The organism is Leifsonia stereocauli, from assembly GCF_038432415.1.
In the GTDB taxonomy this organism is placed as follows: Bacteria; Actinomycetota; Actinomycetes; order Actinomycetales; family Microbacteriaceae; genus Orlajensenia; species Orlajensenia stereocauli.
In genome coordinates, this window is sequence record NZ_JBCAUN010000003.1 from 380,436 (window position 1) to 404,983 (window position 24,548).

Consider the following 24,548-nt stretch of genomic DNA (forward strand, 5'->3'; position numbering starts at 1 on the left):
GCCTTCATACGGCGGCCGCGCGGCGTCGTTAGGCTGGTGAGGTGACCGACCTCCACGTGCGCCGTGCCCGTACGAGCGACATCCCCCACATCGTCCGGCTCGTCGAGCCTCTCGTCCAGAGCGGCATCCTGCTGGGCAAGGAACGCGTCGTGCTCTACGAGTCGGTGCAGGAATTCCGCATCGCAGAGTCGGCCGACGGCGAGGTCGTCGGCTGCGGAGCGCTGCACGTCATGTGGGAGGACCTCGGTGAGGTGCGCACTCTCGCTGCCGCCCCCCAGTGGCTCCGTCGCGGCGTCGGTCACGCCCTGCTCGACGTGCTCGAGGCGGATGCCCGTGAACTCGGCCTCTCCAGGCTGTTCTGCCTCACCTTCGAGGTGCCGTTCTTCGAGCGCCACGGCTTCGAGGACATGGGAACCGAGACCGTCGATCCTGCCGTATACGCAGAGCTCGTGCGATCCCGCGACGACGGCGTGGCCGAGTTCCTCGACCTCGCTCGCGTGAAGCCCAACACCCTCGGCAACACGCGCATGCTCAAGCTGCTGCGCTGACGATGGGTGAACGGCATCCGTCGACGAGAACGGATGCGGCCGCCACGGGTTCCTGAGAGGCTGGCGGCGCGCCGCGGCGCCTCACCGTCGCGCGGGGTGCAGGTGCCTACCCTGTCGGTATGTCGACGCTCAAGCATCCAGTCGGCCCCCAGTCGAGCAAGGTGTACTGGCGCCGGCGTCTCACAGTCGGTCTCGGCCTGATCGCCGTCATCGTCGTCATCATCCTGATCGTGGTTCGCCCGGGCTCCAGCTCCGGGGAGCCGAACGAGCAGAAGACTCCCGGCCCGGCCTCCACGAGTTCCGAGAAGCCTGCCGCCGATGCGACGTCGATCCCGACGGATGCCGTCGATGCGAAGGGTGCTGCCTGCAAGGACGACGACGTCGCCGTGAAGGCGATCACCGACCTCGACGCCTATGCGGCCGAGCAGAAGCCGCAGCTCTCGCTCAGCATCACGAACACGGGCTCGAAGCCATGCGTCGTGAACGCTGGCAGCTCGCAGCAGGTGTTCACGATCACCAGCGGCGACGAGGTCTACTGGCTGTCGACCGACTGCCAGAAGGATGCCGTCGATGCGGACGTCACCCTCAAGCCGAACGTTCCGATCGGCTCGTCTGCGCCGCTCACCTGGGACCGCACGCGCTCCTCGGCCGACAGCTGCGATGGCGACCGCGAGGTCGTTCCGGCGGGTGGCGCGTCCTACAAGCTGACGGTGACCGTCGGCAACGTGACCAGCGAGCCCACGCAGTTCCTGCTCAACTGAGGTCCGCCGCTCGCGAAGGTCCGCGCGCAGCGCGCGGCCGAAGCGCAGGTGGCATTCACAGAAGCGCCGCGGACGATCGCTTCGCTCGGTCCTCGGCAAGCGGCGATGAGTCGGCGCGGTGACTACCCTTGAAGCATGCCCTCAGCGTCTCCGAAGAAGTCGAAGAAGTCCGCGAAATCCGCTGCTCCCGCTGCTACCACATTCCGGTCTCAGGCGCTCGCCGAGGCGCTGGAGCACCAGGACATGGCTGCCGTCGCGTTGGCGTTGCGCAACGGCAACACCGTGGTGCCGCTGCTGAAGCCGGGCCCGCGCGACAACCCGCTCGACGGCGGCGAGGTCTGGACCTATCGCTCGCCCGAGACCGGCGAAGTGGCTCTCCTGCTGTTCAGCGACGCGGCGAACAAGCCCGCGAACCTGCCGCCTGCCGTTGGCCTGCAGTCTCCGGTGTGGCTCCGGGCGTTCCTCGGGGCCAATGCCGAGCTGATCACCACGGTGTTCTTCGACATCGCCGGGCCGCATCCGATGCAGGCGACTCCGGCCGAGATCCTGCGCGTGCTCGACGTCGAGGCGTAGGCGCGGGGCTGGCGCAGGCATCATCGCCTCGCGGCGTCGCCCTAGAACGACCCGCTGAACTCGCGCTCCCATTCGTCGCGCTGCGCTGCCCGGCGCTCCGCGGCGCGAGCGTCGTTGACGTCGGATGCCGACGGGCCAGCGAGCCGCAGCCGCTCGAGGGCAGCATGAACGCTGCCCACCTCGGCGTCGAGCACGTGGGTGAAGCCGAGACGGCGTGCCTCTGAGGCGCGCTGTGCGGCGGCTGAGACCGGACGCACCTCGCCCGCCAGGCTGATCTCACCGAACGCGGTGAGATCGTGCGGAACCGGGCGCTCGCTCAGCGCCGACGCAATCGCGACGGCAATGGCCAGGTCGGCCCCCGGCTCGGTGAGGCGCACACCGCCGACGGTGGAGATGTAGACATCGTGCTCGCCGACGCCCTTGAGGCCGGCCCGGCGTTCGAGCACGGCGAGGATCATGGCCACCCGCGACGGGTCGACGCCGTTCATGACCCGGCGCGGCTGCGGGCCCGTGGCCTTCACGACGAGTGCCTGGACCTCGACGGGCAGGGCGCGCCGACCCTCGAGGGCGACGGTGACGCAGGTTCCGCTGACGTTGGTCGAGCCGCGGCTGAGGAACAGTCCGCTCGGATCCGGCACCTCGGCGATGCCGTCGCCGGTCATCTCGAAGCAGCCGACCTCGTCAGTGGGGCCGAAGCGGTTCTTGAGCGCCCGAACGAAGCGCAACGCGGTCTGGCGGTCGCCCTCGAAGTGGCAGACCACGTCGACGAGGTGCTCGAGCAGACGAGGCCCGGCGATCGAGCCGTCTTTCGTGACGTGGCCGACGAGCAGGATCGGCAGCTCGCGCTCTTTCGCCAGTCGCACGAGGGCCGCTGCGACCTCTCGCACCTGCCCGGGCTGGCCGGCGAGGCCGTCGGAGAGCGAGCTCGACACCGTCTGCACGGAGTCGACGATGAGCAGCTGCGGCTCGACGGAGTCCACTTGGCCGAGGATGGTGCCGAGGTCGGTCTCCGACGCGAGGTAGAGGTTCGGAACGAGGGCTCCGGTGCGTGCGGCGCGCAGCCGCACCTGGCTCACGGACTCCTCGGCGCTCACGTAGAGCACCCTCTTGCCGGTGGCCGCAGCTCGAGCGGCGACCTCGAGCAGCAGCGTCGACTTGCCGACGCCTGGTTCTCCGCTCAGCAGGATGGCCGCTCCTGGAACGACACCGCCGCCGAGAACACGATCGAACTCGCCGATCCCGCTCGGCCAGCGGGTGATCTCCATCTCGGCCGTGAATTCGGTGATGGGGCGAGCGGCACGGCCTGCGGAGACGGCGACGGGCTTCACGGCGCGGGCGTTGCCGCCGGCCTGCTCGGCGGCATCCGTCACGGTTCCCCACTGCTGGCACTCGCCGCAGCGGCCGGCCCATTTCGCCGTCGTCCAGCCGCATTCGACGCAGCGGTACGCGTTGGTGGATCGGGCCATGGGGCGAGCCTAATCGGGCCCGACGACACTGCCGGATGCCGCTCCGCGGGTCAACGCCATCCATGCGGCGAAGCGGTGTGTGGGGGAGCAGCATCCGCCACCGTGAACTCGCGATGAAGTCGAGGCGGATGCGAGGCGGCGCCGGAGGGTCGCCCGTCTCAGCGGGCTGGCAGGTACGGGTATTCGCTCGAGCGCCCCTGGAACTCGAGGATGGCGCCGTTGCGGATGCGCCCGGCCTCGATCTCGGTCGCGCGACGGATGGTGTCCGACTCAGCCCACGCGGATGGGCCCTCCATCACGGTGCGGAGGAACGGCATGAGCGCCTCGCTGATCTCCCACGTGGCCGAGTTCCAGAGGAACGACGGGCTGTGGTCGACGGCGTAGTAGTTCGTGGACTCGCCGACGGTGAACATCGGGTCGTCGAAGGTCGTGGGGCGCGCCCAGCTGAAGCCCATGCCGGCGTCGATCGACACGTCGACGATGAGGCTGCCCGGGCGGAACTCGCCGAGGTCCTCCTCGCGCAGGTAGGTGAGGGGAGCGTTCGGGTCCTGCAGGGTGCAGTTCACGACGATGTCGTGGGCCGCGAGGAACGGCGCGAGGGCGACGGGGCCGTCCTCGGTGTTCACGGTGCTCTGGAACGGCGACTCCGGGTCGTGCTCGAACTGGATGATGTCGACCGAGGGGATGGGCGAGCCGACGGCCGCCGTGTCGCGGTTGGTGAGCACGCGCACGTCGTGGATGCCGTGGGCGTTCAGCACTGTGACTGCACCGCGGGCCGTCGCGCCGAACCCGATGACCACGGCACTGAGCCGGCGGCCGTAGTCTCCGGTCGATCCGCAGAGCTGCAGCGCGTGCAGCACCGAGCAGTATCCGGCGATCTCGTTGTTCTTGTGGAACACGTGCAGGCCGAAGCCGCCGTCGCTCGTCCAGTGGTTCATGGCTTCCCAAGCGATCAGCGTGAGGCCCTTGTCGATGGCGAACTGCGTCATCTCGCGATCCTGCACGCAGTGCGGCCAGCCCCAGAGCGTCTGCCCGTCGCGCAACTCGGCGAGGTCCGACGCCAGGGGCTTGGGCAGAGCGATCACGTCGGCGGCGGCGATGATCTCCTCGCGTGAGGCGATCGATCCGACGAGGGGTGCGAGGCTCGCATCCGGAATACCGAAGCGCTCGCCATAGCCGGTCTCGAGCATCATGTTCGCGCGCAGGTCCTCGTCGATTCGCTCCAGGTGCGACGGGTGCAGCGGCAGGCGCTTCTCGTCGAGCTTGCGCGAAGTGGCCATCACGCCGAGGCGGAGAAGAGGAGGGGTGGTCATGTGCGAAGGCTACGCCACCCCGTGCCCTGCCGATTCAGGCTGCGGGTGAACGGATGCCGCCAGCCGTAGGCCCCGATTCGCGCAGAAGCCTCTGCTCAACTAAACTCCTTCTCGGTACCGTGTCCGAGCGGCCGAAGGTGCAACTCTCGAAAAGTTGTGTGGGTGAAAGTCCACCGTGGGTTCAAATCCCACCGGTACCGCCATGAAAAGGCCCTCGCTTGCGAGGGCCTTTTCGCATGGTGCGGACCATCTCCGGCAGAGCGGGTCCTATTTCGCGGGCGTCGCGGTGACGACCACGTTGTCCAGGTAGACCCGCCGGTCGTAGTCGAACTCGCCCCCACATGTGACGATCACCAGCCGTGGCGGCCCTCCCCTGTCGAATATCGTCGGCCAATCGACCTCCGGCTTGCGCACCATCCCTTCAGTCTGCACTTCGTACCGTCTTTCCGATCCGTCTTCGACGGTGACGATGACCTCGGTGCCTGCTGTTGCCTCTGGGAGCCGAGCGAGCGGGCCGATGTCGTAGTCGAGGGAGTCGACGTGGGCAGCTATCACAGTGGCGCCCCGGTCGTGGCCGGGCCAGGACCCGTACCGATACCAGGCGGCGTCTGCTGGGTTCGGGGGCAATGCCATGGCTCCGGTATCTGCTGTCCCCTCGGGCTGGACGCTCATGTCCACCCCGATCGTTGGGATCTGGATTCGGACCGGCGCCACTGCCACCGGGTACTGCTGGTCAAGATCGGCGCCGGAGAGGGGCACTACCACCGAAGCCGTGGGTTTCGGCGAGGACGGAGCGGGAGCGGGAGCGGGAGCGATAGTGGTCGCGGGGGGAGTCGGCATCGACTGAGACGAGGTGCGGGAGCTGCACCCGGTCAGAGCGGCGATGCAGAGGAGTGCCGCGACGAGAGACGATGCTCTCGTCGCGGCCTCCCTCTCGTCGTGCGTCAGCTTCGCGCCTTCGCGCGAGTCAGACCCGCGGCGACAACGGCGGCTGCAAGCAGAGCCAACGCGGACGCACCCACCCACAGGCCAGTCGAATCGAACGGCTTGTTGGTAGCGACCAGGCCGGCTGAACCAGCAGGGATACCGCCCGGGTTCGAGTGCAGGTCACCGATGGTCTGGACGGCGAGGTCCAGGTTGTCATCGTCGAGGCTTCCCCATGCGTAGACGATCGTGTTGACACCTTCCGCGACGTTGACGTCCGCCGGGCCGATCAGCGGGTCGGTTGTTCCGGCGGCAGCGACCGATGCGGAAATCACGCCAGCGGGAAGGTTCAGCACCTCCTCGTTGGGGTTCGTGAGCCCAGAGATCGCAGGGGTGCCTCCTGCCAGGACGTCCACGGCCGGAGCCGCGGCGACGTGGCGGACGGTGAGTCGGCCTTCACCCGCAGGGAGCGTCGCTACGTCGTTCGTGAACAAGGTGGCGGTCGGGGTCCCGTCCTCCCCCAGGTGAGCCACGGCGGTGTAGTTGCCGTTTGACTCGAGGGTCAGGTCGATCGGCCCGATCACCGGATCCGAGGCGTCAGCGGCGTCAGAAGCCGTGATGGCGACGGAGTATGTCCCGGCGGCCAGAGGCAGAGGGCCTGCCAATGTTCCCGGCGCGAAGTCGTCCAGCGTCAGCTCGTCGTTCACGTAGACGTCGACCGTGATGTCTGGAACGCCGTGCAGCACGGACAGTTGAGCGTCGCCCTCGGCGGCTTGGGCGGGAGCGGTTGCCCCCAAGATAGCGATAGCGCCGGCGGCGATGCCGGCTGTGATGATCTTTGTGCGCATAGTTACCTCCATGTAAGGCCCGAAGGCGGAGAAGTGCTGTCACCATTAGTTCCGTCTCTCAGCGCCATCCGGATGCATCTTCGCTCGCATCACCGCGCGACCTACCCGCACGACTACTCGCAGAGGGACGATAGACAGAGTCGCCTCGCAAGCAGAGCTCTCCCATGACGAGGTCGACTTCTGTTCGGCCACGGCCTGGAGGATGTTGCCAGTGGACACGACCTTGACCGTCACGAGGTCCACCGACGCCATCTTCTTCACCCTGCAGAGCTGAGGTGTCCATCCAGCCCGAACAACGCAACCGGCCTTCTTGCGGGTGGGCGGCGAGGGCCGTGGCGCCGGAGCCCTGAAACCCTTGACACACCACTTGTTTTTTGCAAGTGTTAGCCCGTCCCCAAACGGGTCCACGAAGAGGGAGTCCACCATGACCGCGATGTTCGTCAACCTGCCGGTGACCGACCTGGAGCGCGCGAAGACGTTCTACTCCGCGGTCGGCTTCACCCTCAATCCGGCCATGTCGGATCACAATGGTGCCTGCTTCGTGGTCGAAGACGGCCACAGCTACGTCATGATCCTGACCCGCGACTACTTCCAGACCTTCACCGATCTCCCGATCGGCGACCCCGCAGCGAATCCGTCGGTGTCCACAGCGATCTTCCTCGACAGCCGGGAGGATGTCGACGAGACACTCGCAGTCGGTATCGCCGCCGGGGGAGTGGAGCCGCACGACGCCACCGACTTCGGTTTCATGTACCAGCGCCAGCTCAACGACCCCGACGGCAACATCCTCGAGTTCGGATGGTTCGACCCGGCCGCCGCCCAGGGCGCCGAGGCCGCCGCGAACGCGTAGGTCCGAGGCCCATGGCTGCACGCGACTACGGCCAGTACGGCGGCGTCACTCGAGCCCTCGAGCTGATCGGCGAACGCTGGGCTCTGCTCATCGTTCGCGACCTGCTCGTCGGGCCGCGCCGCTACGGCGAACTCGCCGCCGGTCTCGCGCGCATCCCGAGCAACATCCTCGCGGCGAGGCTCAAGGAGCTGCAGGCTGCCGGCGTCATACGCCGAGCGCCTCGCTCGCGCATCGTCGTCTACGAGTTGACCCCGTATGGGCGCGGGCTCGAACCCGTCGTGCTCGCTCTCGGAGCGTGGGGCTACAAGGCGCTGGGTGATCCACGGGAAGAGCAGGTCATCACCCCCGACTCGATGACGATAGACCTCCGCACGGCCTTCCGTCCGCAGGTGGCCGCGAGCCTGCCGCCGACCTCATATGCGACCCGCTTCGGGTTCGCCGAGCTGCTCATCCGGGTCGACGGATCCGCACTCGACGTGTCGCGAGGTGACGGTCCGGCGGATCTCGCCTTCTCGGCGAGCCACGACATCCGTCGTCTCATCTCCGGTGAGCTGGCCCCGGATCGCGCCATCGCGACGGGAGTCGTCGAGGTGCTGCATGGACGTGGTGAACTCCTCGAGCGTTTCGCGAGCACGTTCCACCTGCCCGCCTGATCTCGGCATCCGAATTTCTGGCGTCTGAACGCGTTCGCGGACATAGAGTTGCTCTCATGTCGCAGATTCGGATCAAAGATGCCGCCAGCTTCCTCGGCGTCAGCGATGACACCGTGCGCCGCTGGATCGACAACGGGCTGCTTGAGAGCACGAAGGACGCCTCGGGCCGGAGCGTCGTCGATGGTCTGACACTCGCGCGCCTCGCACGCAGGAACGCCGTGCTGCCGGCCGATCCGTCGGAGATCGGTCGGTCGGCACGCAACCACCTCGTGGGTCTCGTGACCGAGATCACGATGGACAAGGTCATGGCCCAGGTCGAACTGCAGTGCGGTCCGCATCGCATCGTCTCGCTGATGAGCAGTGAGGCCGTGCGCGACCTCGGCCTCGAGTTGGGATCCGTCGCCATCGCCGTCGTGAAGGCCACCACGGTCATCATCGAGACCCCCGCGGGGAAGGCCCAAGAATGACCATCCGCATCCGCACGACCGACCGCAGCCGCATCCGCCCCCGCACGGCCGGCGTCCTGGCCCTCGCCGCAGTGGCCGCCGTCGCGCTTGCCGCCTGCTCGAGTGCAACCGCCGAAGCGCCCGCGGCAACCAGCTCACCGGCGGCAGCGGCATCCGCCCTCGATGGCTCGATCACGGTCTTCGCGGCGGCGTCGCTCAAGGCGACCTTCACCGAGCTGGCCGCCGAGTTCGAGAAGGCGAACCCCGACGTGACGGTCGCGCTGAACTTCGCCGGTTCCTCCGACCTCGTCACGCAGATCGCCGAGGGCGCGCCCGTCGATGTGTTCGCCTCGGCCGACGAGAAGAACATGGCGAAGCTCACCGACGACGGCCTGGTCGACGCCGGTGCACCCGTCGACTTCGCGACGAACGTGTTGCAGATCGCCGTGCCGCCGACGAACCCTGCCGGCATCGCCACCCTCGCCGACCTGGCGAAGCCCGAGGTGAAGACGGTCGTCTGCGCTCCTCAGGTGCCCTGCGGATCGGCGACGGTCACCGTCGAGCAGGCCGCCGGAGTCACGCTCGAACCGGTGAGCGAGGAGTCGTCGGTGACGGATGTGCTCGGCAAGGTCACCTCGGGTGAGGCCGACGCCGGGCTCGTCTACGTGACCGACGTGATCGCCGCCGGAGACGCCGTGCTGGGGATCCCCTTCCCCGAGTCGAGCGAGGCCGTCAACACGTATCCGATCGCCACGGTGAAGGCGTCGAAGGCCGCCGACGCCGCCCAGGCCTTCGTCGATTACGTCAGCGGCGACATCGGTCAGTACGTGCTCGAGTCCGCCGGCTTCGGGAAGCCCTAGCCCACCGGATGCCTCGACGTCGCAGCAGTTCCTACGCCGGCATTCCCGGCTGGGTCATGATCGTGGCCGTCATCGGGGCCGCGTTCGTGGTGCTGCCGTTGGCGGCCATGATCCTGCGCGTGAACTGGGCCGAGTTCGTTCCCCTGATCACCTCGGAGTCCTCTGTCGCCGCTCTGCTGCTGAGCCTGCGCACCTCGGTGATCGCGACGGCGCTCTGCATCGTGCTCGGCGTTCCGATGGCGGTCGTCCTCGCCCGCGCCGAGTTCTGGGGCCAGAAGGTGCTGCGCTCCCTCGTGCTGCTGCCCCTCGTGCTGCCGCCCGTGGTCGGCGGCATCGCCCTGCTCTACACCTTCGGCCGGCGGGGCCTCCTGGGCCAGACGTTCGAGATGCTCGGGGTCACGATCGCGTTCTCCACGACGGCCGTCGTGCTCGCCCAGACCTTCGTCGCCCTGCCCTTCCTGGTGCTGAGCCTCGAGGGCGCACTCCGCACTGTCGGCACGCGCTATGAAGCCGTCGGCGCCACTCTCGGTGCCCGCCCCACCACGGTGCTTCGCCGCATCACCATGCCCTTGGTGCTCCCGGCGCTCATCTCCGGTGCCGTGCTCTCCTTCGCCAGGGCGCTGGGGGAATTCGGCGCCACGCTCACCTTCGCGGGCAGCCTGCAGGGCGTGACTCGCACGCTCCCACTCGAGATCTACCTGCAGCGCGAGACTGATCCGGATGCGGCGGTCGCGTTGTCGCTCGTTCTGGTGATCGTCGCGGTGGTGGTCGTGGGCCTCGCCCATCAGGCCGGGGAATTCACCGGATTCCGACGCGGGGCGAGCTCGTGACCTTCACCTTCGAGGCGACCGTCGCCGAGCGCGGCTTCGACGTCGAGCTCACTCTCGCAGAGGGGGAGACGGTGGCCGTGCTCGGCCCGAACGGCGCAGGCAAGTCGACCCTGCTGAACCTCATCGCCGGCCTCATCAAGCCGGACTCCGGGCGGGCGATGCTCGATGAGAGGGTGCTGTTCGACGTGCCTGTCGACGCTCGAGGCACGAGGGCGGCGCGCAGCGGCATCCGGAGCCGATGGATGCCGCCGCACGCGCGCGGTGTCTCCCTGCTCGCACAGGACGCCCTGCTGTTCCCCCATCTCACCGTCCTCGACAACGTCGCCTTCGGCCCGCGCAGCGCCGGAGTCCACCGCGCCGAGGCGGATGCCCGCGCGCATGACTGGCTGCGCAGGGTCGACGCCGCCGAGCTGAGCGGGCGCAAGCCGGGCCAGCTGTCGGGCGGACAGGCCCAGCGCATCGCAGTCGCGCGAGCACTGGCATCCGACCCCGGACTCCTGCTGCTCGACGAGCCGCTGGCTGCTCTCGACGTCTCGGTCGCCCCCGCGATCCGCCGCATGCTGCGTGACGTGCTCGCCGACCGCACCGCCGTCATCGTCACCCACGACGTGCTCGACGCGTTCACCCTGGCGGACCGCGTCGTCGTTCTGGAAGCCGGCCGCATCGTCGACATCGGCCCCACCCGACAGGTGCTCGACAAGCCGTCGACGCAATTCGCCGCTGGGCTCGCCGCCCTCAACCTGCTCGCGGGAACGGCATCCGCCGGCGGCATTCGCACGGATGCCGGCAGCCACGTCGCGGTTACCGTCGGCCAGTCGCTTGTCGAGGGTTCCCGCGTCGGCATCGCGATCCGGCCCGCTCTCGTCTCCGTCAGCACCACCGATGCCCTCGACCCGGCCCTCAATATCCTGCCCGGCGTGGTCATCGACCTCGAGACGCGGGGCGACCTCATCCGCGTGCGGACGGACCAAATGGCCGCAGATGTGACACCGGGCGTCGTCGCCGATCTCGATCTGACTTCCGGCGCCCACGTCTGGCTGGCCTTCCGCCCGGGGGATGCCGTCGCCTACCCTCTGTGAGGCCTGGGGCCGCTGATGATGCGCGCGAAACTCTTCGCTTCGGAGCGCGCGCCTGCTGCCATACTCGATTCCATCATCCCGGCTGCGGCGACGAAGCCCGTGAGACGGGCCGACTTGAGGGAGATGGACGCATGCTCCACGTCAGTGCAACGGGATCATCGAACGGTGTGCCCTCCGTCGGCCATCGCGGCACCGGAGGGCTCCGGTGAGCGGCGAACTCGCGGCCGTCATCGGCGGCATCCTCGTCATCCTCGACTTCGCCATCCGCATCGCCGCCCTCATCATCGTGCCACGTGATCGCAAGCCGACGGCGGCCATGGCCTGGCTCCTCGCCATCTTCCTGATCCCCTTCGTGGGCATCCTCCTCTTCCTCGTCATCGGCAATTCGAAGCTGCCGAAGAAGCGCCGCGAGAAGCAGAAGGAGCTCGACCTCGCGATCGCCGAACGTGCGAAGACCATCGACCTCGTCGACGACCGGTCGACGTGGCCGGCCTGGTTCGCCTCGCTCGTACGGCAGAACCAGGAGCTCGGCGCCCTGCCCGCCGTCGGCGGCAATTCCGCCACCCTCATCGGCGACTACACCACCTCGATCGATGCGATGGCGGCCGAGATCGACACGGCCACGCGGTTCGTGCACGTGGAGTTCTTCATCGTCTCGTTCGACGCCACGACGAAGGGGTTCTTCGCCGCGATGGAACGAGCGGTCGAACGGGGTGTGACCGTGCGGCTTCTCGCGGACCATGTCGCATCGAAGAAGGCCGTGGCCAGCGCGGAGACCTTCGCGGAATTGGATCGCATCGGCGTGAAGTGGAGTTGGATGCTGCCGGTCCGACCCCTCAAGGGCGAGTACCAGCGGCCAGACCTCCGCAACCACCGCAAGCTCGTCGTCGTCGACGGTCTGGTGGGATTCATGGGCTCTCAGAACCTCATCGACCGGAGCTACAACACCCCCAAGAACCTGAAGCGCGGACTGCAGTGGCAGGAGCTGATGACCCGCATCACGGGTCCGATCGTGGCCGCGACGAACGCCGTGTTCATCTCCGACTGGTACCTGGAGACGAACGAGCTCCTCGGTGACGAAGCGAACGTGCGCGCCGTCGACATCCCTGTCGACACGTCGACGGATGCCGTGTTGTGCCAGGTGGTGCCGAGCGGGCCGGGCTACGAGGGCGAGAACAACCTCCGCCAGTTCCTCACCCTGGTCACGTCGGCGCAGAGGAAGGTCATCATCACGAGCCCGTACTTCGTCCCGGACGAGGCGATGATGTACGCCATCACCTCGGCCTGCGAGCGCGGCCTCGACGTGCAGTTGTTCGTCTCCGAGATCGGCGACCAGGGTTCGGTCTGGCACGCCCAGCGCTCCTACTACGGGCCGCTGCTGCGGGCCGGGGTGCAGATCTGGCTGTACCCGGCGCCCTACATCCTGCATTCCAAGCACTTGTCGATCGACGATGACGTCGCCGTCATCGGCTCGAGCAACATGGACATCCGCTCGTTCGCCCTCAACGCCGAGGTGACCCTCCTGGTGCGCGGCCTCCCGTTCGTCGACCAGATGCGCGCTGTCGAGCAGGGCTACCGCGACGCGGGGCGCCAGCTCACGCTCGAGGAATGGAACAAGGAGCCGGCATCCGCCACCTTCCTCGATGGCGTCGCCAGACTGACTTCCGCCCTGCAGTAGAACGGATGCCGCGGCCCTGACGCCGCGGCCCTCCGGGCAGAGGAGTCGGGCTGCTTACTTGCCGTTGCCCTTGTCCTCTTTCTTGGGCTTCTTGTCGTTCCCGTTGCCGGAGTTGCCGTTGCCGTTCCCGTTCCCGTTGCCGGAGTTGCCGGTCTCCGGTTCCGGTTCGGGCTCCGTCGGCTCCTCGACCACCGGGGCGACGGTCGCGGGTGGCTCAGGGGAATCGGTGGTCGGAACCGGGGAGGGAACGGATGTGGCAGCCGGCGTCTCCGCAGGCTCCTCCGGAGGACCACCGCCAGAGGTGGCAAAGACGGCTCCGGCGATGACTGCCCCGGCCAGCACGACGGCGCCCGCAGCCACAGCCAGTCTCCGACGTGGGCGAGCAGTCGCCGGTGCGGCCGGCGACGGCAACGGGGAGGGTGACGCGAGGCCGACGGTCGCCGCGGTGGCAGGCGGAAGCAATCGCGTCGGCGTGAGCATCGCAGCCGTCGCTTCAGTGACGGGAGAGCCGTCCTGCGCACCGATGGCGACCCACTCGTCGAGGGCTGATGCATCCTTGCGGGCCTTGATCGCGACGTCGACCGCCGTGGGACGAAGGCCCGGGTCTCGTGACGTCATCTGCGTCAGCAGGCTCGCCCACTCCACCGGGAGGTCATCGGGCATGGCCGGGTCGCGCGCTGCGCGCACGGTCATGGCCTCGACGGCGGTACCCGAGTACACACGGATTCCGGTCAGGCACTCGAGGAGGAGCAGGCCGAGCGCATAGATGTCGGACTCCGACCCGGGTTCGGCGCCGGCCGCCTGCTCGGGGCTGAGGTAGGCGGCGGTGCCGATGACCGTGCCTGCCGTCGTGACCCTGTCGGCACCGACGAGATGGGCGATGCCGAAGTCGGTGAGCCGTGCATGGTACTTCGGGGACGGAAGGCCTGTCGGTGCGAGCAGGATGTTGGCCGGCTTCAGATCGCGGTGCACGATGCCCTGGGCGTGCACGACAGCGAGGGCCTCGGCGATCTCCGCTGCCAGCAGAGCGGTGGCCGGCCCCGAGAGCGGTCCGGCATCGAGGACCTTGCGCAGGTCGGGCCCCTCGACCAGTTCCATGACGATGTAGCTGGGGTCCTCCGACTCGGCCGGCGCCAGTTGGGCGTCGTGGAGGGCGACGAGGTTCGGATGATTCACGCGAGCCAGCAGATCGACCTCGGCTCGTCGGCGGGCATCGTCGATGGCCGTCCCGGGAGCGAAGAACTTCACGGCGACGAAGCGACCCAGGTTCCTGTCGCGCGCGCGATAGACCGTGGCCATGCCACCGCGACCGACGACATCCGTCAGCTCGTAACGCCCAGCGAGGACCTGGCCGATGCGTTGATGGTCGCCGGTGCTCATTCCACCGACCCTAGGCGCAAGCTGTCGCCGATCCAACCCGCATCCGCTCCACAACCCGTGAGTTGGCTCACAGCAGTCACGATTCGCTAGAGAATCTAACGAGTATGCGTTTCAGTTGACGGGTGACGACTTCCGACGATCCAGGTCAGGCAGGCGTCGACGCGCAGGGCGATGGCCCGAACGTGCTCGAGGCGCTTCAGGTCTACCGTGCGGCAGAGGCCGCCATGCGTCGTCGCACCGGCGCCGCGATGGGGTTGGGGGAGAGCGACATCCTCGCCCTCCGTTTCGTGTTGGACAACCACGCCGCCGGTCGCGTGACGGCGCCGAAGGACATCACCGAGTACCTCGGCATCTCGAGCGCATCGACCAGTGTGCTGCTGACCCGACTGGAGCGAGGTGGGTTCGTCGAGCGTCGCCCGAGCACTGTCGACCGGCGATCCATCGAGGTCGTTCCAACGCCCGCGGCCGAAGGCGACACCGGTCCGATGCTGGCCGTCGCCAATGCCCAGATGGCAGATGCCACTCAGGAACTCACTCCCGAGGAGGCCGTCGTGGTGACGAGCTTCCTGGCCAGGATGCGGGAGACCGTCGACCGCATCGGCCACAGGCGCAAGGACTCGTCCTAAGCACGTTCCGCAGGTGTTTGTCAACGCATTGCTAGACAAATGAACTAGCGGTCATGATGATCATCACGACGGGGTCGGTACGACGCCGTCCTCCACCACCACTGAAATGGATCATCATGAACCTCCTCGTCATCATCATCGCGGTCATCGCTGTAGTCCTCCTGCTCACCGGCGGATTCGTGTCGTCCCTCAACTTCCTCCTCTGGGTGGGCATCGTCCTCCTGGTCATCGCTGCAGTGGTCTTCCTGCTGCGCTTCATCACCGGCAACCGTCGCGTCTGAGCGCACTGCGCTGAACTCCTGCACGATCACATTCGACAGTAAGGAACCTCTATGAGCCTCGGATCAGGCATCGTCCTCTTCATCATCGGCGCTATCCTCGCCTTCGCCCTCAACGTCCAGGTGGACTGGGTCGACCTCCACCTCATCGGATACATCCTGATGATCGCCGGCGTCGTCGGCATCATCCTCGGAATCGTGCTCATCACGCGCCGTCGCACCTCGGTCTCCACGACTCGCTCGGCCGTCGACCCGGCCAGCGGCGAGGCCGTCACCAAGCGGACCTCCGAGAGCGACCCGCTGGTCTGAGTTCGTCACCCAGCAGACAGAAGCCGATGTCCCCGCGCTGTGCGCGGGGACATCGGCTTCTGTTGTTCCTTCTCGCGCTGGGCTGGCGTCAGAACTTCGCGTAGCGAGCACGGAAGAACAGGTACACCGCGTAGGCGATGAGGCCGATGCCCACCGCGATCAGCAGGATCACGCCGAACGGCAGGGCGACGAGCGACTTGAGAGCGCCGTCGAGCCCGCTGGCCTTACTCGGGTCGTTGGTCAGCGCGGCCAGCCCGAACAGCACACCGACGATCGCGAGCGCGATGCCCTTGGCGATGTAGCCGACCTGTCCGACGATGATCGTGACTCGGCCGATCGTGCCTGGGGGCGTCACGATGTACTTGGTGAAACGCTTGGTGATCCCTCGGTACACGTACACCCCGCCGAGCACGAGCACCACGACTCCGATCAGGAGCACGAGGAAGACACCGCCGGGAGCGGCGAGCACCTGGGCGCTGAACTGCTTGCTCGACTCGGCGCTGCTCGAGCTGCCGCCCAGTGCGAAGGTGAGCGACGTGCCAGCCAGCGCGAGATAGACGATGCCCTTCGCAAGCTCCTTCACGACGTGAGCCGCACGCTTGGTGTCCTTGTCCGGCGGCGGCAGCACAGCGTTGACGAGCTGCCACAGTCCGAGGGCCGCGAAGCCCACCACGATCAACCAGAGCACGAAGACTCCACCCGGTGCGCTCGCGACCTGCTGCAGCGCCCCTGACTGGTCGGCCTCCCCGCCGCTTCCCACGGCCACGCCGATGGCGATCACGCCGATGATCAGGTGCAGGATGCCGTTCACGACGTAGCCCAGTCGAGCGAGCGCCTGGAGGGCCGAGTTGTCCTTCGCGGATCGGGCCGCGTTCTTCGCTGTCGAGGTCACGGGCTCAGCGTAGCCAGTGCGAGGCGGATGCCGCCGATTGCGGCACCCGCCTTGACAAAGCCGTCATCCGGTTACCTCAGCACCTTGTACTGGTACTCGACCTTGAATCGGTCGACGACGAGATCGGTGTACGTCCCGAGGCCCACGGCGAGGTCGAGCCTCGTGGGATTGCCGGTCAGCTTCAGCCAGCCGAGAGGCCTCGTCCCCACTCCCATGGCCCCGGAGCTGCTGGAGTACCCGCTGACGCCGTACGCCCAGACGGCGGACCCGCTGAGATAGCTCACCTGCGCCGACACGCGCACCGTCGGCACCGCATAGGTCGACGACGCCCTGACTGCGGCAGGAACGGCAACACCCCCGTCCGCGAAGAGCGAGAAGGTCCCGTCGAGGGTGTCGTCGTAGCCCGTGCACCACACGGCCTCGGCCGTGTTGTAGCTGCACACGCCGGCCTCCGACCAGTCGTAGGGCTGATAGCCCGTCAGGACGTTCTTGGCGCTCACCCACGAACTTGTCGAAGTGTTCACGAGCTTCTTCGCCGACACGATCACCGAGGTGCTCGCCGACTTGACCGGGCCCTGGGGGCCGCGCTCGGAGACCGTGATCAGGTAGGTGCCCGGCACGACCTTCTTGTTGTTCAAGCCGTCCCAGATGACCTTGATCGTCGAGGACCGCGAGATGTACCAGGTCTTCACAGCCTTGCCGTTCAGGCTCACCTTGATCGTCCCGGTGACGGCCGTTGCCGACGCCGGCGTCTGCTTCGCGTTGGTTCCGATCTCGACGGTGTCGCGGTAGCCGTCCATCGCCGGGAACACCGTCCCGATGGAGCGGACGACCGCAACCGAGGCGACCTGCGTGGCGTAGTAGTGGGCGACGATCGATGTGCCGGCCTTGGCCGGGCCAGCGGGTCCCTTCGCGGCGACCGACAGGCTTCCCGATCCGACGGGCATGCCCGCGACTGAGACCGTGACCCTCGCGGTGCCCATCGTCTTCGGGATGGCGGCCGAACGCTTGGTCGTGCCTGACACCGCGGTCACGGTCGCAGTGATCGGCAGCACGGTGCCGGTTTCGTCCTTGGCGTAGACCGCGGCGACGAAGCTGTCGTTGATACCGTCGGCGTACGGGTAGAAGGCCCTGGCCGATGGCGAGAAGGTGACCGATGTCGCGATGCCGGAACCGACCGTGATGGTCGGTCCTCCTGTGGAGATGACGGATGGTGCGCCGACGACCCGCGCGACCACGGAGTAAGTGCCGACGGTAACGGCCGATACGGGGATGGTGATGTCGGCGCCGAATCCGCCGGCCTCCTCGAGGAGCTCTAGAGGGTCGCTGACGATGGGCGTGACCGTCGACGTCGCGACATCGACGACGTCCATGACGACCGAGGTCGCCAGGTCGGACACGACGTGAACCACAGTGGCGTCCTTGAAGCCGTCGCCGCTCGGAAGTGTGAGTACGGCTGCCGGGGTGGTCGAGATCTGGAGTGTGGGGGTCGGCTCGGGCTCCGTGGTCGGTTCGGGTTCCGTGGTCGGTTCGGGTTCCGTCGTGGGTTCTGGTTCCGTGATGGAACCGGGTTCCGTGGTGCCGTCTACCGGCGGTTCCGGCGTGGGTGTGGGCGACGTCTCGTCTGTCGGTCCGGTGGTGACGGTCGGCTCCGATGTCGGCTGTTGCGTCTCAGTCGCAGTCGGTGCCGGCTCATCTCCATCGACGGCTGAGGCCGCTGGGGCGATCGAGCCGAGGACGAGTGCCCCGGCCACGAGGAGACTCGCTGGCGCGAGTACGTGGAAACGACGTCCTACCGACATTGATCCCCCTGGTTTTTTCCATCGCGTTCTTGGGAACTCCCTTGGAGGTTCCTGTGCTTGGCCTTCACGCTAGGGCGGCACGTGGAACGAGGAACCTCCCAGTCCGGGGGCAGGGATGCGGAGGGGGAGTGCGTAACGAAATGCGTAACGAATTGACCCGATCTCGAACTCGTACAGCCGCATACCATGTAAATGCGATAGATTGATTGAAGTTGTTGTGTTGCGCATTTCTTGTGACCCAAGTCGCGAGCGTGAAAGCGAACTGTGGACACTATGACTTTGAACCCCGAAAGGCGGGGTTCATTGAAGAAGAATGCGAGAAAGACTGTGGCAACTGGCACCGTCAAATGGTTCAACGCGGAAAAGGGCTTTGGTTTCATTGCTCCTGACGACGGCTCTGCCGACGTCTTCGCCCACTACTCGGCCATCGCGTCGAGCGGGTTCCGCTCCCTCGAGGAGAACCAGCGGGTTGAGTTCGAGACGGCACGTGGCCCCAAGGGTCTGCAGGCGGAGAACATCCGTCCCGTGTAATTACGAGACTTCATGAGAGAACCCCCTTCGGCCTTCGGGTCGGAGGGGGTTCTTCGTTGTCCGAGCGACGCGGCCCTCAGCGGGCTCCGCCCGCGGCATCCGTCAGCAGTGGAGGTCGACGAATGCCTTCAGCAACCGTCGTGGCACCGTGACGGATGTCTCTGCCAGGCGGGCTTGCACCACGTGCAACTCGTGCGCGTCGAAGTAGCCATGGTGCTGGTAGATGCCGGCACGCGCGGCGAGGTCGTCAGCCGTCACCTCCGGGTGGAACTGCACGGCGTACAGGTGGGTGCCGAGCCTGAAGGCCTGCACCGGACACGAGGGGGAGCCGGCCAACAGTACGGCACCCGTCGGGAGGGTGTTCACAGCCTCCTTGTGTGCCACGAGTGCGTCGAAGGTGGCCGGCAGTGCTCCGAGCAGCGGGTCGGCGATGCCCGCTGCGGTGAGGGTCACGGGCACGGCCGAGGTCGGTTCGCCGTACTCACGTCCGACGGATCCGCCGTAAGCCTGGGCGACCACGCCGATTCCATAGCAGGTGAAGAGCACGGGCAGGCCGTGGCCGACGGATGCCGCCGCGATGGTGCGCAGGTCGGATTCGGCGCGGCGCTGCGACGAGGTCTTGGCGGCATCCGTCACGCTGTACGGACTGCCGCCGACGATCACTCCGGCGACGCCGTCGAGGGCGTCGTCGAGCGGATCGTCGGCGAGGAGATGCTGCGAGAGGGCGGATGCCGGAAGGCCCGTGGCGGCCAGCATGGACTCGTACTCGTCGCGCGCGGCATCGAGCTCTGGCCTGATCGTGACCAGGAGGAATCGGGCTGTCATCGTGCTAGCTCCGACGCTTCTTCCCGCGGGAATTGCGCGCTGCGGCCACTCGGATCTCGGCTGCGGTGCGCTGCTTCCTCGCCGGTTGCGCGGCCTTCTTCTTCGCCTTCGCCGCCTTGGCCTTCGCCTCGGCGGCCTTCTTCGCTTCAGCCGCCTGTTCGGCACTGGATCCGCGCGAGCTGTTCGAGGTTCGCCCGCGCACGATGCCGATGAACTCCTCAACGTCGGCCGTCGTCTCAGCAGTCGGCCAGACGAGCGCGATCTGCGTGACGGGCGCATCCGTCACAGTGCGGGAGATGACGTCCTTGCGGGCGTAGAGCCTGGCGATGGAGTGCGGCACCACGACGATGCCGACACCGGCGGCGACGAGCTCCATCACCATGTCGCCGTCCATGGCGTCGATGTCATCGACGCGCTTCTCGTCGGCGATGTCGGCGAGGGTGAGCTCGTCGGCTGCCGCGATGGCGTGGTCCTTCGGTGCCACTGCGACCGCCACCTCGTCGTAGAGGCGGATGACGCTGAGCCCGGTGTCGTCATCGACGGGTAGACGAGCGATCGCCAGGTCTGCGCGCTGGTCGCGCAGCACGGCGGTCTGCTCGGCCGGCTCAGTGCGGAAGGCCTCCAGCGGGTCCCGGGAGCGCCGATCGTTCCAGGCCCGCAGCCACTTCGTGGGCGTGACTCCGGCGACGAAGGCCAGCTTCAGCATGCGAGCGCCTTCCGTTCCGTCGGTGACGGATGCCCCTCCGCCGGTCTCAGGCTATACGCTGGGCACTGTGAGTACTGCACCCGAGACCCCGCAAGACCAGCCGTCCGAGAACGCATCCGAGCCGGAGACTGAAGCGGCGACTCCGCAGTACGAGTTCCCCGAGCCCAAGCCGAAGCGCCCGAAGAAGACGCAGACGATGAAGCCCGAGACGGCGGCCAAGAAGCTCGGCATCCTGCTGGCGGCGGCCCCGCCCGAGTTCACCGACGTCGAGATCTCGCGCGAGCAGCTCGACGAGTGGGCGGCGAACCCGCCTGCCTGGCTCGAGGAGCTGCGCAAGAACGGACCGCACCCCCGCCCCGTCATGGCCGGGAAGCTCGGCGTCTCGACCTCGGGACTTGCCCGCGCCGGCATCACGGAGGCCCTCACCACGGCCGAGATCAGCGCTCTGCTGCAGCAGCCGCCCGCGTGGCTCGTCACCGAGCGCGCTACCCAGGCCGAGGTGCGTGCCGAGCAGGTGCGCGTGAAGGAGCGCGACGCAGAGCGCGCTGCCCGCCGCGCCGCTGACACCTCCCGCTGAGGGCTGACGGAGTCCGAGCGCCACAGCACCGGCATCGCCCGTCAGGCGTACTGCCCCCGGAGGAACCGCGTCAGGTCGCCGAGTTCGGCTTCGGACACCGAGTGCCCCAACCCCTCGTAGATCCGTTCGGTGAGCGTGGAATGCGTGGGCAGCCACGCCTGCGTGCGGTCGATCCGGTCGCGCGCGATCACGGTGTCGGCCGTGCCGCGACCCCAGAACACCGGCGGCGAAACCTCGGCCAGAGCGGCGTCGTTCTCGTTGGGCACGTCGGCGACGAAGCCCGCGAGAACTGCCGCGTAGGCGAAGGCTCCCGGGCGCGCGCGCATCAGCTCGAGGGTCATGGCGCCGCCCTGCGAGAAGCCGAGCAGGCCGACGGATGACGGCGCGACCTCGAGGTCGTCGATCCACGTGAGAAGCGCATCCGTCGCTGCGGTGATGTCGGCCGGAGTGGACGTGAAACCTGTCGGAGAGTCGTGGAGGGGAAACCAGGCGTTGCCCGGTCCCATCGCGATGGGAGCGCGCAGAGACGCGAGAACGGGCTCGAGCGGCAGATAGGGCGCCAGCCCGAACAGGTCGCCCTCGTGCGAGCCGTAGCCGTGGAGCAGCACGAGCAGTGGCCTGCCCGCGCGGTCGGCCGTGCTCGCCGACCAGAGCACCGCACGATCGTCGACCTGGAGCGGGCCTCGTTCGGCTGATTCTTCTGTCATCTCGGTGCCCGTCGTCAGGTCGACGCTGGGAGTGCATCGACGACGTCAATCCTTCCATTGCCGCGAGGTGTTCGGCCCCGTCGAAGACCCGCGTGCAGGCAGCGGTGCCAGAATGGCTGGCATGAGCGTGCGCACCCCCGACCCCAATCCCGGCTGGCTGACGGATGTGGAGCTTGCCGAGACGCGGCGTCGCCTCCCCCTTCTCTACGTCGAGGCCGTGCCCGTGCGCGTCGACGGGATGGGCCAGGTGACCGAGGTCGGAGCGCTGCTGCGGGCCAACTCCGTGGGCGAGATCACGCGCACTCTCGTGACGGGACGCGTCATGTACGGCGAGACCCTGCGGGACGCCCTCTTCAGGCACCTCGAGAAGGATCTCGGCCCGATGGCCTTCCCTCAGCTGCCCCTCAGCCCGGTGCCGTTCGCCGTCGCCGAGTACTTCCCGCTGCCGGGGATCTCGGCGTTCACGGACGAGCGGCAACACGCCGTCTCGCTGGCCTACGTCGTGCCGGTCACGGGTACCTGCGATCCCCGACAGGATGCGCTCGAGATCACCTGGATGACACCCGTCGAAGCGGCATCCGACGCCATCGTGTCAGAGATGGAGGGAGGGCGGGGCGTGCTGCTCCGCCAGGCGCTCGCCTCGGTCGGTGCCCTGCGCTGACTCCGCCTGACCGCGACGGAGTCGCCGCAGCCGGGTCTACGCCCTGGGCCCGGGTCGCAGGCTCTTCAGCACGCTGAACAATCCCAGCCCGGCGAACAACACGGCCACGGCGAGGTTGATGGCGTACGTCTGCCAGAGCACGGCGGTTGCCAGTGCCGCCAGGAATGTGGACCAGAACTCGGACGAGGTCGCGGCGACGAGTGGGTCCAGGCCCATCGTCGCGATGACGTCGGAGGCGATGGCGCTGACGAATCCCAGTGCCAGCGTCACCAGGATCACGCCGGTGATTGCCCAGAACGCGCCTGCCGTCACGCGGGCGCGCGAGCCCAGCCTGTAGAGCCCGACGGCGCCCCAGGAGATGCCGAAGGCGAGGACGGAGGTGATGAAGCCGTAGGTCCAGAGCAATACCCAGGCGGCGATTCCCACCGGGATGATCAGCAGCGACAGCAGCACGCCGCGCGCGACACGTCCGCGCTGTCTCCGTGGGGCGGCCGTCGGGGCGGCGATCGGGTCGGCGACAGCGGTCGCCGTCTCGTCAGCAGCGGCCCCAGCGGCCGGCGCCAGGCCGAAGAAGAGGGGCGAGGGAGCGTCCGATACGGCGGGCACCGGGGCTGGGAGAGGTGCGATCGCCTCGACGGGAGACGGGCTGTCGAGCACGGCGGTGGCCACAGCGGGTGCGAATGAGCTGACCCCCGGTGCCTCGGCCGAGGCGATAGGGGTTCCGGCTGTCGTGCCGACGGTCTCCGTGGGAGGCGCGCTGATCGGCGCGGCGGGAGCGTCCCACGGCGGCGGTGCCCAGGCGGAGGCCATCGGCTGCACAGACTCGACGACGGTGACTGCGACGACGGGTGCCGGCTCCTCACGGGCGGCATCCAGCGCGGCGAAGATCTCGGTGACGGTGGCCTCGCCACCGGCGGGCTCGTTCGCGAACTCGTCAGCATCGACCTCGGGTGGTGCAGCGGCGTCGTCGGTGAGCTCGGCGTCGAAGAAGTCGGTGTCGGTGACCTCGGCGTCGTCGACGTCGACGTCGGCACCGGGATCGGAATCGAAGGGCTCAGACGGTTCGGGGCGCGCGGTCTCGGCCGTCGCGACGAGAGGAACGGGTTCAGCGACCGGCGAAGCAGGTTCAGCGACCGGCGCGACGAGAGGAACGGGTTCAGCGACCGGCGAAGCAGGTTCAGCGACCGGCGCGACGAGAGGAACGGGTTCAGCGACCGGCGAAGCAGGCTCAGGGACCGGCGCAGGCGCGATTGATGCTGCACTCGGTGCGTCGACGGCGACGTCGGGATTCGCGTGCCGACCGCGGGGGCGCACAGCGGGGAGCAGGTCACTCACGTCGGACTCCTTCAGTCGGTCTCGCGTCGACTATGGCGCGGCGGCCGGGTCCGCCGCGGCCATGCTCCCATGAACTCAGGGGGAGGGGGGAGGTCACGACACGCGGAACGTCCCCGTTCGGGGGGTGCTTTGGGCGGTTCTGGTGCGTTCCTACGGCGCGACGGTCGCGAGGAAGAGCCGAATCATCCGATCGGCGTCCACCGCGAGAGCGACCTCGACGCCGACGGTCGACACCGCAGAGCCGTGCAGCATGTCCTCTCCTGCGGCCTCGCGCCGATCCACGATGGTCTGACCACGGGAGTGGCCGGCGAGCTCGACGCGCACCGGGCGGAACTGCGTGCTCACGGCATCCGGATCGACGATCGCACACACGGCGCCGGCATCGCCGATGAGTCCCGAGTAGTCGCCGGCGGCCTTCACGCGATTGCCGAGCAGCTCCCCGACGACACGGCCGCCGATGTCAGCGCGCGCAGCGAGGGCCCGGGCGGTTTCGAACGGCACGGAGACGTGATTGAACACGTCGAGGCCGTACATGTAGCAGGGCACTCCGGAGTCGAGCACGATGGCCGCCGCCTCGGGATCGTGCCAGACGTTGAACTCGGCCACTGCGGTGGCATTCCCCACACTCGCCGAGCCGCCCATGAAGACGATGCGCTCGATGTGCCGGACGACCTCGGGGTGGGTACGCAGGAGGAGCGCGAGGTTGGTCTGCGGCGCGAGCGCGACGAGCGTCATCGGCTCGGCGCTCTCGAGCAGCAGTCGGCGCATCAGGCTGACGGCACCCTCTGTCGTCGCCTGGCGGGTGGATGCCGCGAGCTCGACTCCGCCCAGGCCATCGGCGCCGTGCACCTGCGACGCGGAGCGCGCGGCCTCGATCAGCGGGCGCCGAGCGCCGGCCGCCACGGGAATGTCGGGCGCGCCCGCGGCGTCGAGGATCCGCAATGTGTTCGCGACCACCTGCTCGAGTCCGGCGTTGCCCGCGACACAGGTGATCCCGCGCACATCGATGTCGGGGTGGGCGACGGCGAACAGGATGGCGAGGGCGTCATCGACTCCGGTGTCGACGTCGAGGATGACGGCGGTGCTCATG

28 protein-coding genes and 1 tRNA gene are annotated in these 24,548 nt (G+C 68.0%); 17 read left to right on the top strand and 12 right to left on the bottom strand.

The genetic code is table 11. The annotated features are described in order from the left end of the window. Nucleotides 1–41: 41 nt before the first annotated feature. From AADV74_RS15850 to AADV74_RS15860, 3 genes are all read left to right on the top strand, one after another. Complete coding sequence (locus AADV74_RS15850; RefSeq protein ID WP_342115897.1) at nt 42–548, top strand: amino-acid N-acetyltransferase; 507 nt, start codon at nt 42–44, stop codon at nt 546–548. Nucleotides 549–667: 119 nt separating this feature from the next. After that, nucleotides 668–1,309 (top strand): hypothetical protein, encoded by a 642-nt coding sequence (locus AADV74_RS15855; protein WP_342115898.1) that lies wholly within the window; start codon nt 668–670, stop codon nt 1,307–1,309. A gap of 135 nt (nt 1,310–1,444) precedes the next feature. Further along, a complete protein-coding gene (locus AADV74_RS15860; protein ID WP_342115900.1) occupies nt 1,445–1,882 on the top strand; it encodes a dehydrogenase in 438 nt (145 codons plus the stop codon). A gap of 41 nt (nt 1,883–1,923) precedes the next feature. Here AADV74_RS15860 and radA read toward each other — a convergent pair whose 3' ends face one another. Both radA and AADV74_RS15870 read right to left on the bottom strand, forming a co-directional pair. Beyond that, a complete protein-coding gene (gene radA / locus AADV74_RS15865) occupies nt 1,924–3,348 on the bottom strand; it encodes a DNA repair protein RadA (RefSeq protein ID WP_342115901.1) in 1,425 nt (474 codons plus the stop codon). A gap of 158 nt (nt 3,349–3,506) precedes the next feature. After that, nucleotides 3,507–4,661, bottom strand: coding sequence for a N(5)-(carboxyethyl)ornithine synthase (locus AADV74_RS15870; protein ID WP_342115904.1), 1,155 nt, complete (start codon nt 4,659–4,661; stop codon nt 3,507–3,509). Nucleotides 4,662–4,774: 113 nt separating this feature from the next. On the opposite strand from AADV74_RS15870, the gene AADV74_RS15875 reads away from it, so the two are divergent. Next, nucleotides 4,775–4,864 (top strand) — tRNA-Ser (locus AADV74_RS15875). A gap of 64 nt (nt 4,865–4,928) precedes the next feature. Here AADV74_RS15875 and AADV74_RS15880 read toward each other — a convergent pair. Beyond that, the gene (locus tag AADV74_RS15880) at nt 4,929–5,501 is read right to left on the bottom strand and encodes a class F sortase (protein WP_342115905.1); all 573 of its coding nucleotides are present in this window, start codon (nt 5,499–5,501) and stop codon (nt 4,929–4,931) included. A gap of 104 nt (nt 5,502–5,605) precedes the next feature. Next, nucleotides 5,606–6,433: a DUF4397 domain-containing protein gene (locus tag AADV74_RS15885; RefSeq protein ID WP_342115908.1), complete on the bottom strand. Its 828-nt coding sequence runs from the start codon at nt 6,431–6,433 to the stop codon at nt 5,606–5,608. Nucleotides 6,434–6,857: 424 nt separating this feature from the next. Here AADV74_RS15885 and AADV74_RS15890 point away from each other — a divergent pair, with 424 nt between their 5' ends. The 7 genes from AADV74_RS15890 to cls all read left to right on the top strand — a co-directional run bounded on the left by AADV74_RS15890 (nt 6,858) and on the right by cls (nt 12,829). Beyond that, the gene (locus tag AADV74_RS15890; RefSeq protein ID WP_342115910.1) at nt 6,858–7,283 is read left to right on the top strand and encodes a VOC family protein; all 426 of its coding nucleotides are present in this window, start codon (nt 6,858–6,860) and stop codon (nt 7,281–7,283) included. A gap of 11 nt (nt 7,284–7,294) precedes the next feature. After that, nucleotides 7,295–7,936 (top strand): winged helix-turn-helix transcriptional regulator, encoded by a 642-nt coding sequence (locus AADV74_RS15895; protein WP_342115913.1) that lies wholly within the window; start codon nt 7,295–7,297, stop codon nt 7,934–7,936. Nucleotides 7,937–7,992: 56 nt separating this feature from the next. Further along, complete coding sequence (locus AADV74_RS15900; protein WP_342115916.1) at nt 7,993–8,403, top strand: TOBE domain-containing protein; 411 nt, start codon at nt 7,993–7,995, stop codon at nt 8,401–8,403. Next, the gene (modA, locus tag AADV74_RS15905) at nt 8,400–9,242 is read left to right on the top strand and encodes a molybdate ABC transporter substrate-binding protein (protein WP_342115920.1); all 843 of its coding nucleotides are present in this window, start codon (nt 8,400–8,402) and stop codon (nt 9,240–9,242) included. The genes AADV74_RS15900 and modA overlap by 4 nt, the downstream gene beginning before the upstream one ends. An 8-nt stretch (nt 9,243–9,250) precedes the next feature. Next, a complete protein-coding gene (locus AADV74_RS15910; protein WP_342115922.1) occupies nt 9,251–10,072 on the top strand; it encodes an ABC transporter permease in 822 nt (273 codons plus the stop codon). Further along, nucleotides 10,069–11,151 (top strand): sulfate/molybdate ABC transporter ATP-binding protein, encoded by a 1,083-nt coding sequence (locus tag AADV74_RS15915; RefSeq protein ID WP_342115926.1) that lies wholly within the window; start codon nt 10,069–10,071, stop codon nt 11,149–11,151. The genes AADV74_RS15910 and AADV74_RS15915 overlap by 4 nt, the downstream gene beginning before the upstream one ends. 205 nt (nt 11,152–11,356) lie before the next feature. Beyond that, complete coding sequence (cls, locus tag AADV74_RS15920; RefSeq protein ID WP_342115929.1) at nt 11,357–12,829, top strand: cardiolipin synthase; 1,473 nt, start codon at nt 11,357–11,359, stop codon at nt 12,827–12,829. A gap of 54 nt (nt 12,830–12,883) precedes the next feature. Here the strand turns inward: cls and AADV74_RS15925 are convergent, their stop codons facing one another. After that, nucleotides 12,884–14,209, bottom strand: a complete 1,326-nt coding sequence (locus tag AADV74_RS15925) for a serine/threonine-protein kinase (RefSeq protein ID WP_342115932.1) — start codon at nt 14,207–14,209, stop codon at nt 12,884–12,886. Nucleotides 14,210–14,331: 122 nt separating this feature from the next. On the opposite strand from AADV74_RS15925, the gene AADV74_RS15930 reads away from it, so the two are divergent. From AADV74_RS15930 to AADV74_RS15940, 3 genes are all read left to right on the top strand, one after another. After that, a complete protein-coding gene (locus tag AADV74_RS15930; protein ID WP_342115934.1) occupies nt 14,332–14,835 on the top strand; it encodes a MarR family winged helix-turn-helix transcriptional regulator in 504 nt (167 codons plus the stop codon). Nucleotides 14,836–14,951: 116 nt separating this feature from the next. Further along, nucleotides 14,952–15,116 carry a hypothetical protein gene (locus AADV74_RS15935; protein ID WP_342115937.1) on the top strand — a complete coding sequence of 55 codons (165 nt, stop codon included), beginning with the start codon at nt 14,952–14,954 and terminating at the stop codon, nt 15,114–15,116. Between the two features lie 51 nt (nt 15,117–15,167). Continuing rightward, nucleotides 15,168–15,422, top strand: a complete 255-nt coding sequence (locus tag AADV74_RS15940; RefSeq protein WP_342115940.1) for a DUF6458 family protein — start codon at nt 15,168–15,170, stop codon at nt 15,420–15,422. Nucleotides 15,423–15,510: 88 nt separating this feature from the next. On the opposite strand, the gene AADV74_RS15945 is transcribed toward AADV74_RS15940, so the two are convergent. Next, nucleotides 15,511–16,314, bottom strand: a complete 804-nt coding sequence (locus AADV74_RS15945) for a DUF1206 domain-containing protein (RefSeq protein ID WP_342115945.1) — start codon at nt 16,312–16,314, stop codon at nt 15,511–15,513. A 71-nt stretch (nt 16,315–16,385) separates the two neighbouring features. Then, nucleotides 16,386–18,068, bottom strand: coding sequence for a hypothetical protein (locus AADV74_RS15950; RefSeq protein ID WP_342115946.1), 1,683 nt, complete (start codon nt 18,066–18,068; stop codon nt 16,386–16,388). A gap of 375 nt (nt 18,069–18,443) precedes the next feature. Between AADV74_RS15950 and AADV74_RS15955 the strand changes: the two genes are divergently transcribed. Next, nucleotides 18,444–18,647 carry a cold-shock protein gene (locus tag AADV74_RS15955; RefSeq protein WP_055821513.1) on the top strand — a complete coding sequence of 68 codons (204 nt, stop codon included), beginning with the start codon at nt 18,444–18,446 and terminating at the stop codon, nt 18,645–18,647. 102 nt (nt 18,648–18,749) lie between these two features. Here the strand turns inward: AADV74_RS15955 and AADV74_RS15960 are convergent, their stop codons facing one another. Both AADV74_RS15960 and AADV74_RS15965 read right to left on the bottom strand, forming a co-directional pair. Then, nucleotides 18,750–19,472, bottom strand: a complete 723-nt coding sequence (locus tag AADV74_RS15960) for a glutamine amidotransferase (RefSeq protein WP_342115949.1) — start codon at nt 19,470–19,472, stop codon at nt 18,750–18,752. A 4-nt stretch (nt 19,473–19,476) separates the two neighbouring features. Beyond that, nucleotides 19,477–20,178: a LysR family transcriptional regulator substrate-binding protein gene (locus AADV74_RS15965; protein WP_342115951.1), complete on the bottom strand. Its 702-nt coding sequence runs from the start codon at nt 20,176–20,178 to the stop codon at nt 19,477–19,479. A gap of 196 nt (nt 20,179–20,374) precedes the next feature. Between AADV74_RS15965 and AADV74_RS15970 the strand changes: the two genes are divergently transcribed. Beyond that, a complete protein-coding gene (locus AADV74_RS15970; protein WP_342116403.1) occupies nt 20,375–20,755 on the top strand; it encodes a DUF5997 family protein in 381 nt (126 codons plus the stop codon). Nucleotides 20,756–20,796: 41 nt separating this feature from the next. On the opposite strand, the gene AADV74_RS15975 is transcribed toward AADV74_RS15970, so the two are convergent. Beyond that, nucleotides 20,797–21,462, bottom strand: coding sequence for an alpha/beta hydrolase (locus AADV74_RS15975; protein WP_342115954.1), 666 nt, complete (start codon nt 21,460–21,462; stop codon nt 20,797–20,799). Nucleotides 21,463–21,583: 121 nt separating this feature from the next. On the opposite strand from AADV74_RS15975, the gene AADV74_RS15980 reads away from it, so the two are divergent. Next, entirely contained in the window at nt 21,584–22,123 is a 540-nt protein-coding gene (locus AADV74_RS15980) for an NUDIX hydrolase family protein (protein WP_342115956.1), read from the top strand. A gap of 36 nt (nt 22,124–22,159) precedes the next feature. On the opposite strand, the gene AADV74_RS15985 is transcribed toward AADV74_RS15980, so the two are convergent. After that, on the bottom strand, nt 22,160–23,458 hold the full coding sequence (locus tag AADV74_RS15985) for a hypothetical protein (RefSeq protein ID WP_342115959.1): 1,299 nt from the start codon (nt 23,456–23,458) through the stop codon (nt 22,160–22,162). 150 nt (nt 23,459–23,608) lie between these two features. Then, nucleotides 23,609–24,547: a nucleoside hydrolase gene (locus AADV74_RS15990; RefSeq protein ID WP_342115962.1), complete on the bottom strand. Its 939-nt coding sequence runs from the start codon at nt 24,545–24,547 to the stop codon at nt 23,609–23,611. Between the last annotated feature and the right edge of the window lies 1 nt (nt 24,548).

What these genes read in the sequence shown, in the direction of transcription:
- AADV74_RS15855 (WP_342115898.1), top strand. Translation starts at nt 668, where the DNA reads ATGTCGACGCTCAAGCATCCAGTCGGCCCCCAGTCGAGCAAGGTGTAC.
- AADV74_RS15860 (WP_342115900.1), top strand. Translation starts at nt 1,445, where the DNA reads ATGCCCTCAGCGTCTCCGAAGAAGTCGAAGAAGTCCGCGAAATCCGCT.
- radA (WP_342115901.1), bottom strand. Translation starts at nt 3,348, where the DNA reads ATGGCCCGATCCACCAACGCGTACCGCTGCGTCGAATGCGGCTGGACG.
- AADV74_RS15870 (WP_342115904.1), bottom strand. Translation starts at nt 4,661, where the DNA reads ATGACCACCCCTCCTCTTCTCCGCCTCGGCGTGATGGCCACTTCGCGC.
- AADV74_RS15880 (WP_342115905.1), bottom strand. Translation starts at nt 5,501, where the DNA reads ATGCCGACTCCCCCCGCGACCACTATCGCTCCCGCTCCCGCTCCCGCT.
- AADV74_RS15885 (WP_342115908.1), bottom strand. Translation starts at nt 6,433, where the DNA reads ATGCGCACAAAGATCATCACAGCCGGCATCGCCGCCGGCGCTATCGCT.
- AADV74_RS15890 (WP_342115910.1), top strand. Translation starts at nt 6,858, where the DNA reads ATGACCGCGATGTTCGTCAACCTGCCGGTGACCGACCTGGAGCGCGCG.
- AADV74_RS15895 (WP_342115913.1), top strand. Translation starts at nt 7,295, where the DNA reads ATGGCTGCACGCGACTACGGCCAGTACGGCGGCGTCACTCGAGCCCTC.
- AADV74_RS15900 (WP_342115916.1), top strand. Translation starts at nt 7,993, where the DNA reads ATGTCGCAGATTCGGATCAAAGATGCCGCCAGCTTCCTCGGCGTCAGC.
- modA (WP_342115920.1), top strand. Translation starts at nt 8,400, where the DNA reads ATGACCATCCGCATCCGCACGACCGACCGCAGCCGCATCCGCCCCCGC.
- AADV74_RS15910 (WP_342115922.1), top strand. Translation starts at nt 9,251, where the DNA reads ATGCCTCGACGTCGCAGCAGTTCCTACGCCGGCATTCCCGGCTGGGTC.
- AADV74_RS15925 (WP_342115932.1), bottom strand. Translation starts at nt 14,209, where the DNA reads ATGAGCACCGGCGACCATCAACGCATCGGCCAGGTCCTCGCTGGGCGT.
- AADV74_RS15935 (WP_342115937.1), top strand. Translation starts at nt 14,952, where the DNA reads ATGAACCTCCTCGTCATCATCATCGCGGTCATCGCTGTAGTCCTCCTG.
- AADV74_RS15940 (WP_342115940.1), top strand. Translation starts at nt 15,168, where the DNA reads ATGAGCCTCGGATCAGGCATCGTCCTCTTCATCATCGGCGCTATCCTC.
- AADV74_RS15960 (WP_342115949.1), bottom strand. Translation starts at nt 19,472, where the DNA reads ATGACAGCCCGATTCCTCCTGGTCACGATCAGGCCAGAGCTCGATGCC.
- AADV74_RS15965 (WP_342115951.1), bottom strand. Translation starts at nt 20,178, where the DNA reads ATGCTGAAGCTGGCCTTCGTCGCCGGAGTCACGCCCACGAAGTGGCTG.
- AADV74_RS15970 (WP_342116403.1), top strand. Translation starts at nt 20,375, where the DNA reads ATGAAGCCCGAGACGGCGGCCAAGAAGCTCGGCATCCTGCTGGCGGCG.
- AADV74_RS15975 (WP_342115954.1), bottom strand. Translation starts at nt 21,462, where the DNA reads ATGACAGAAGAATCAGCCGAACGAGGCCCGCTCCAGGTCGACGATCGT.
- AADV74_RS15980 (WP_342115956.1), top strand. Translation starts at nt 21,584, where the DNA reads ATGAGCGTGCGCACCCCCGACCCCAATCCCGGCTGGCTGACGGATGTG.
- AADV74_RS15990 (WP_342115962.1), bottom strand. Translation starts at nt 24,547, where the DNA reads ATGAGCACCGCCGTCATCCTCGACGTCGACACCGGAGTCGATGACGCC.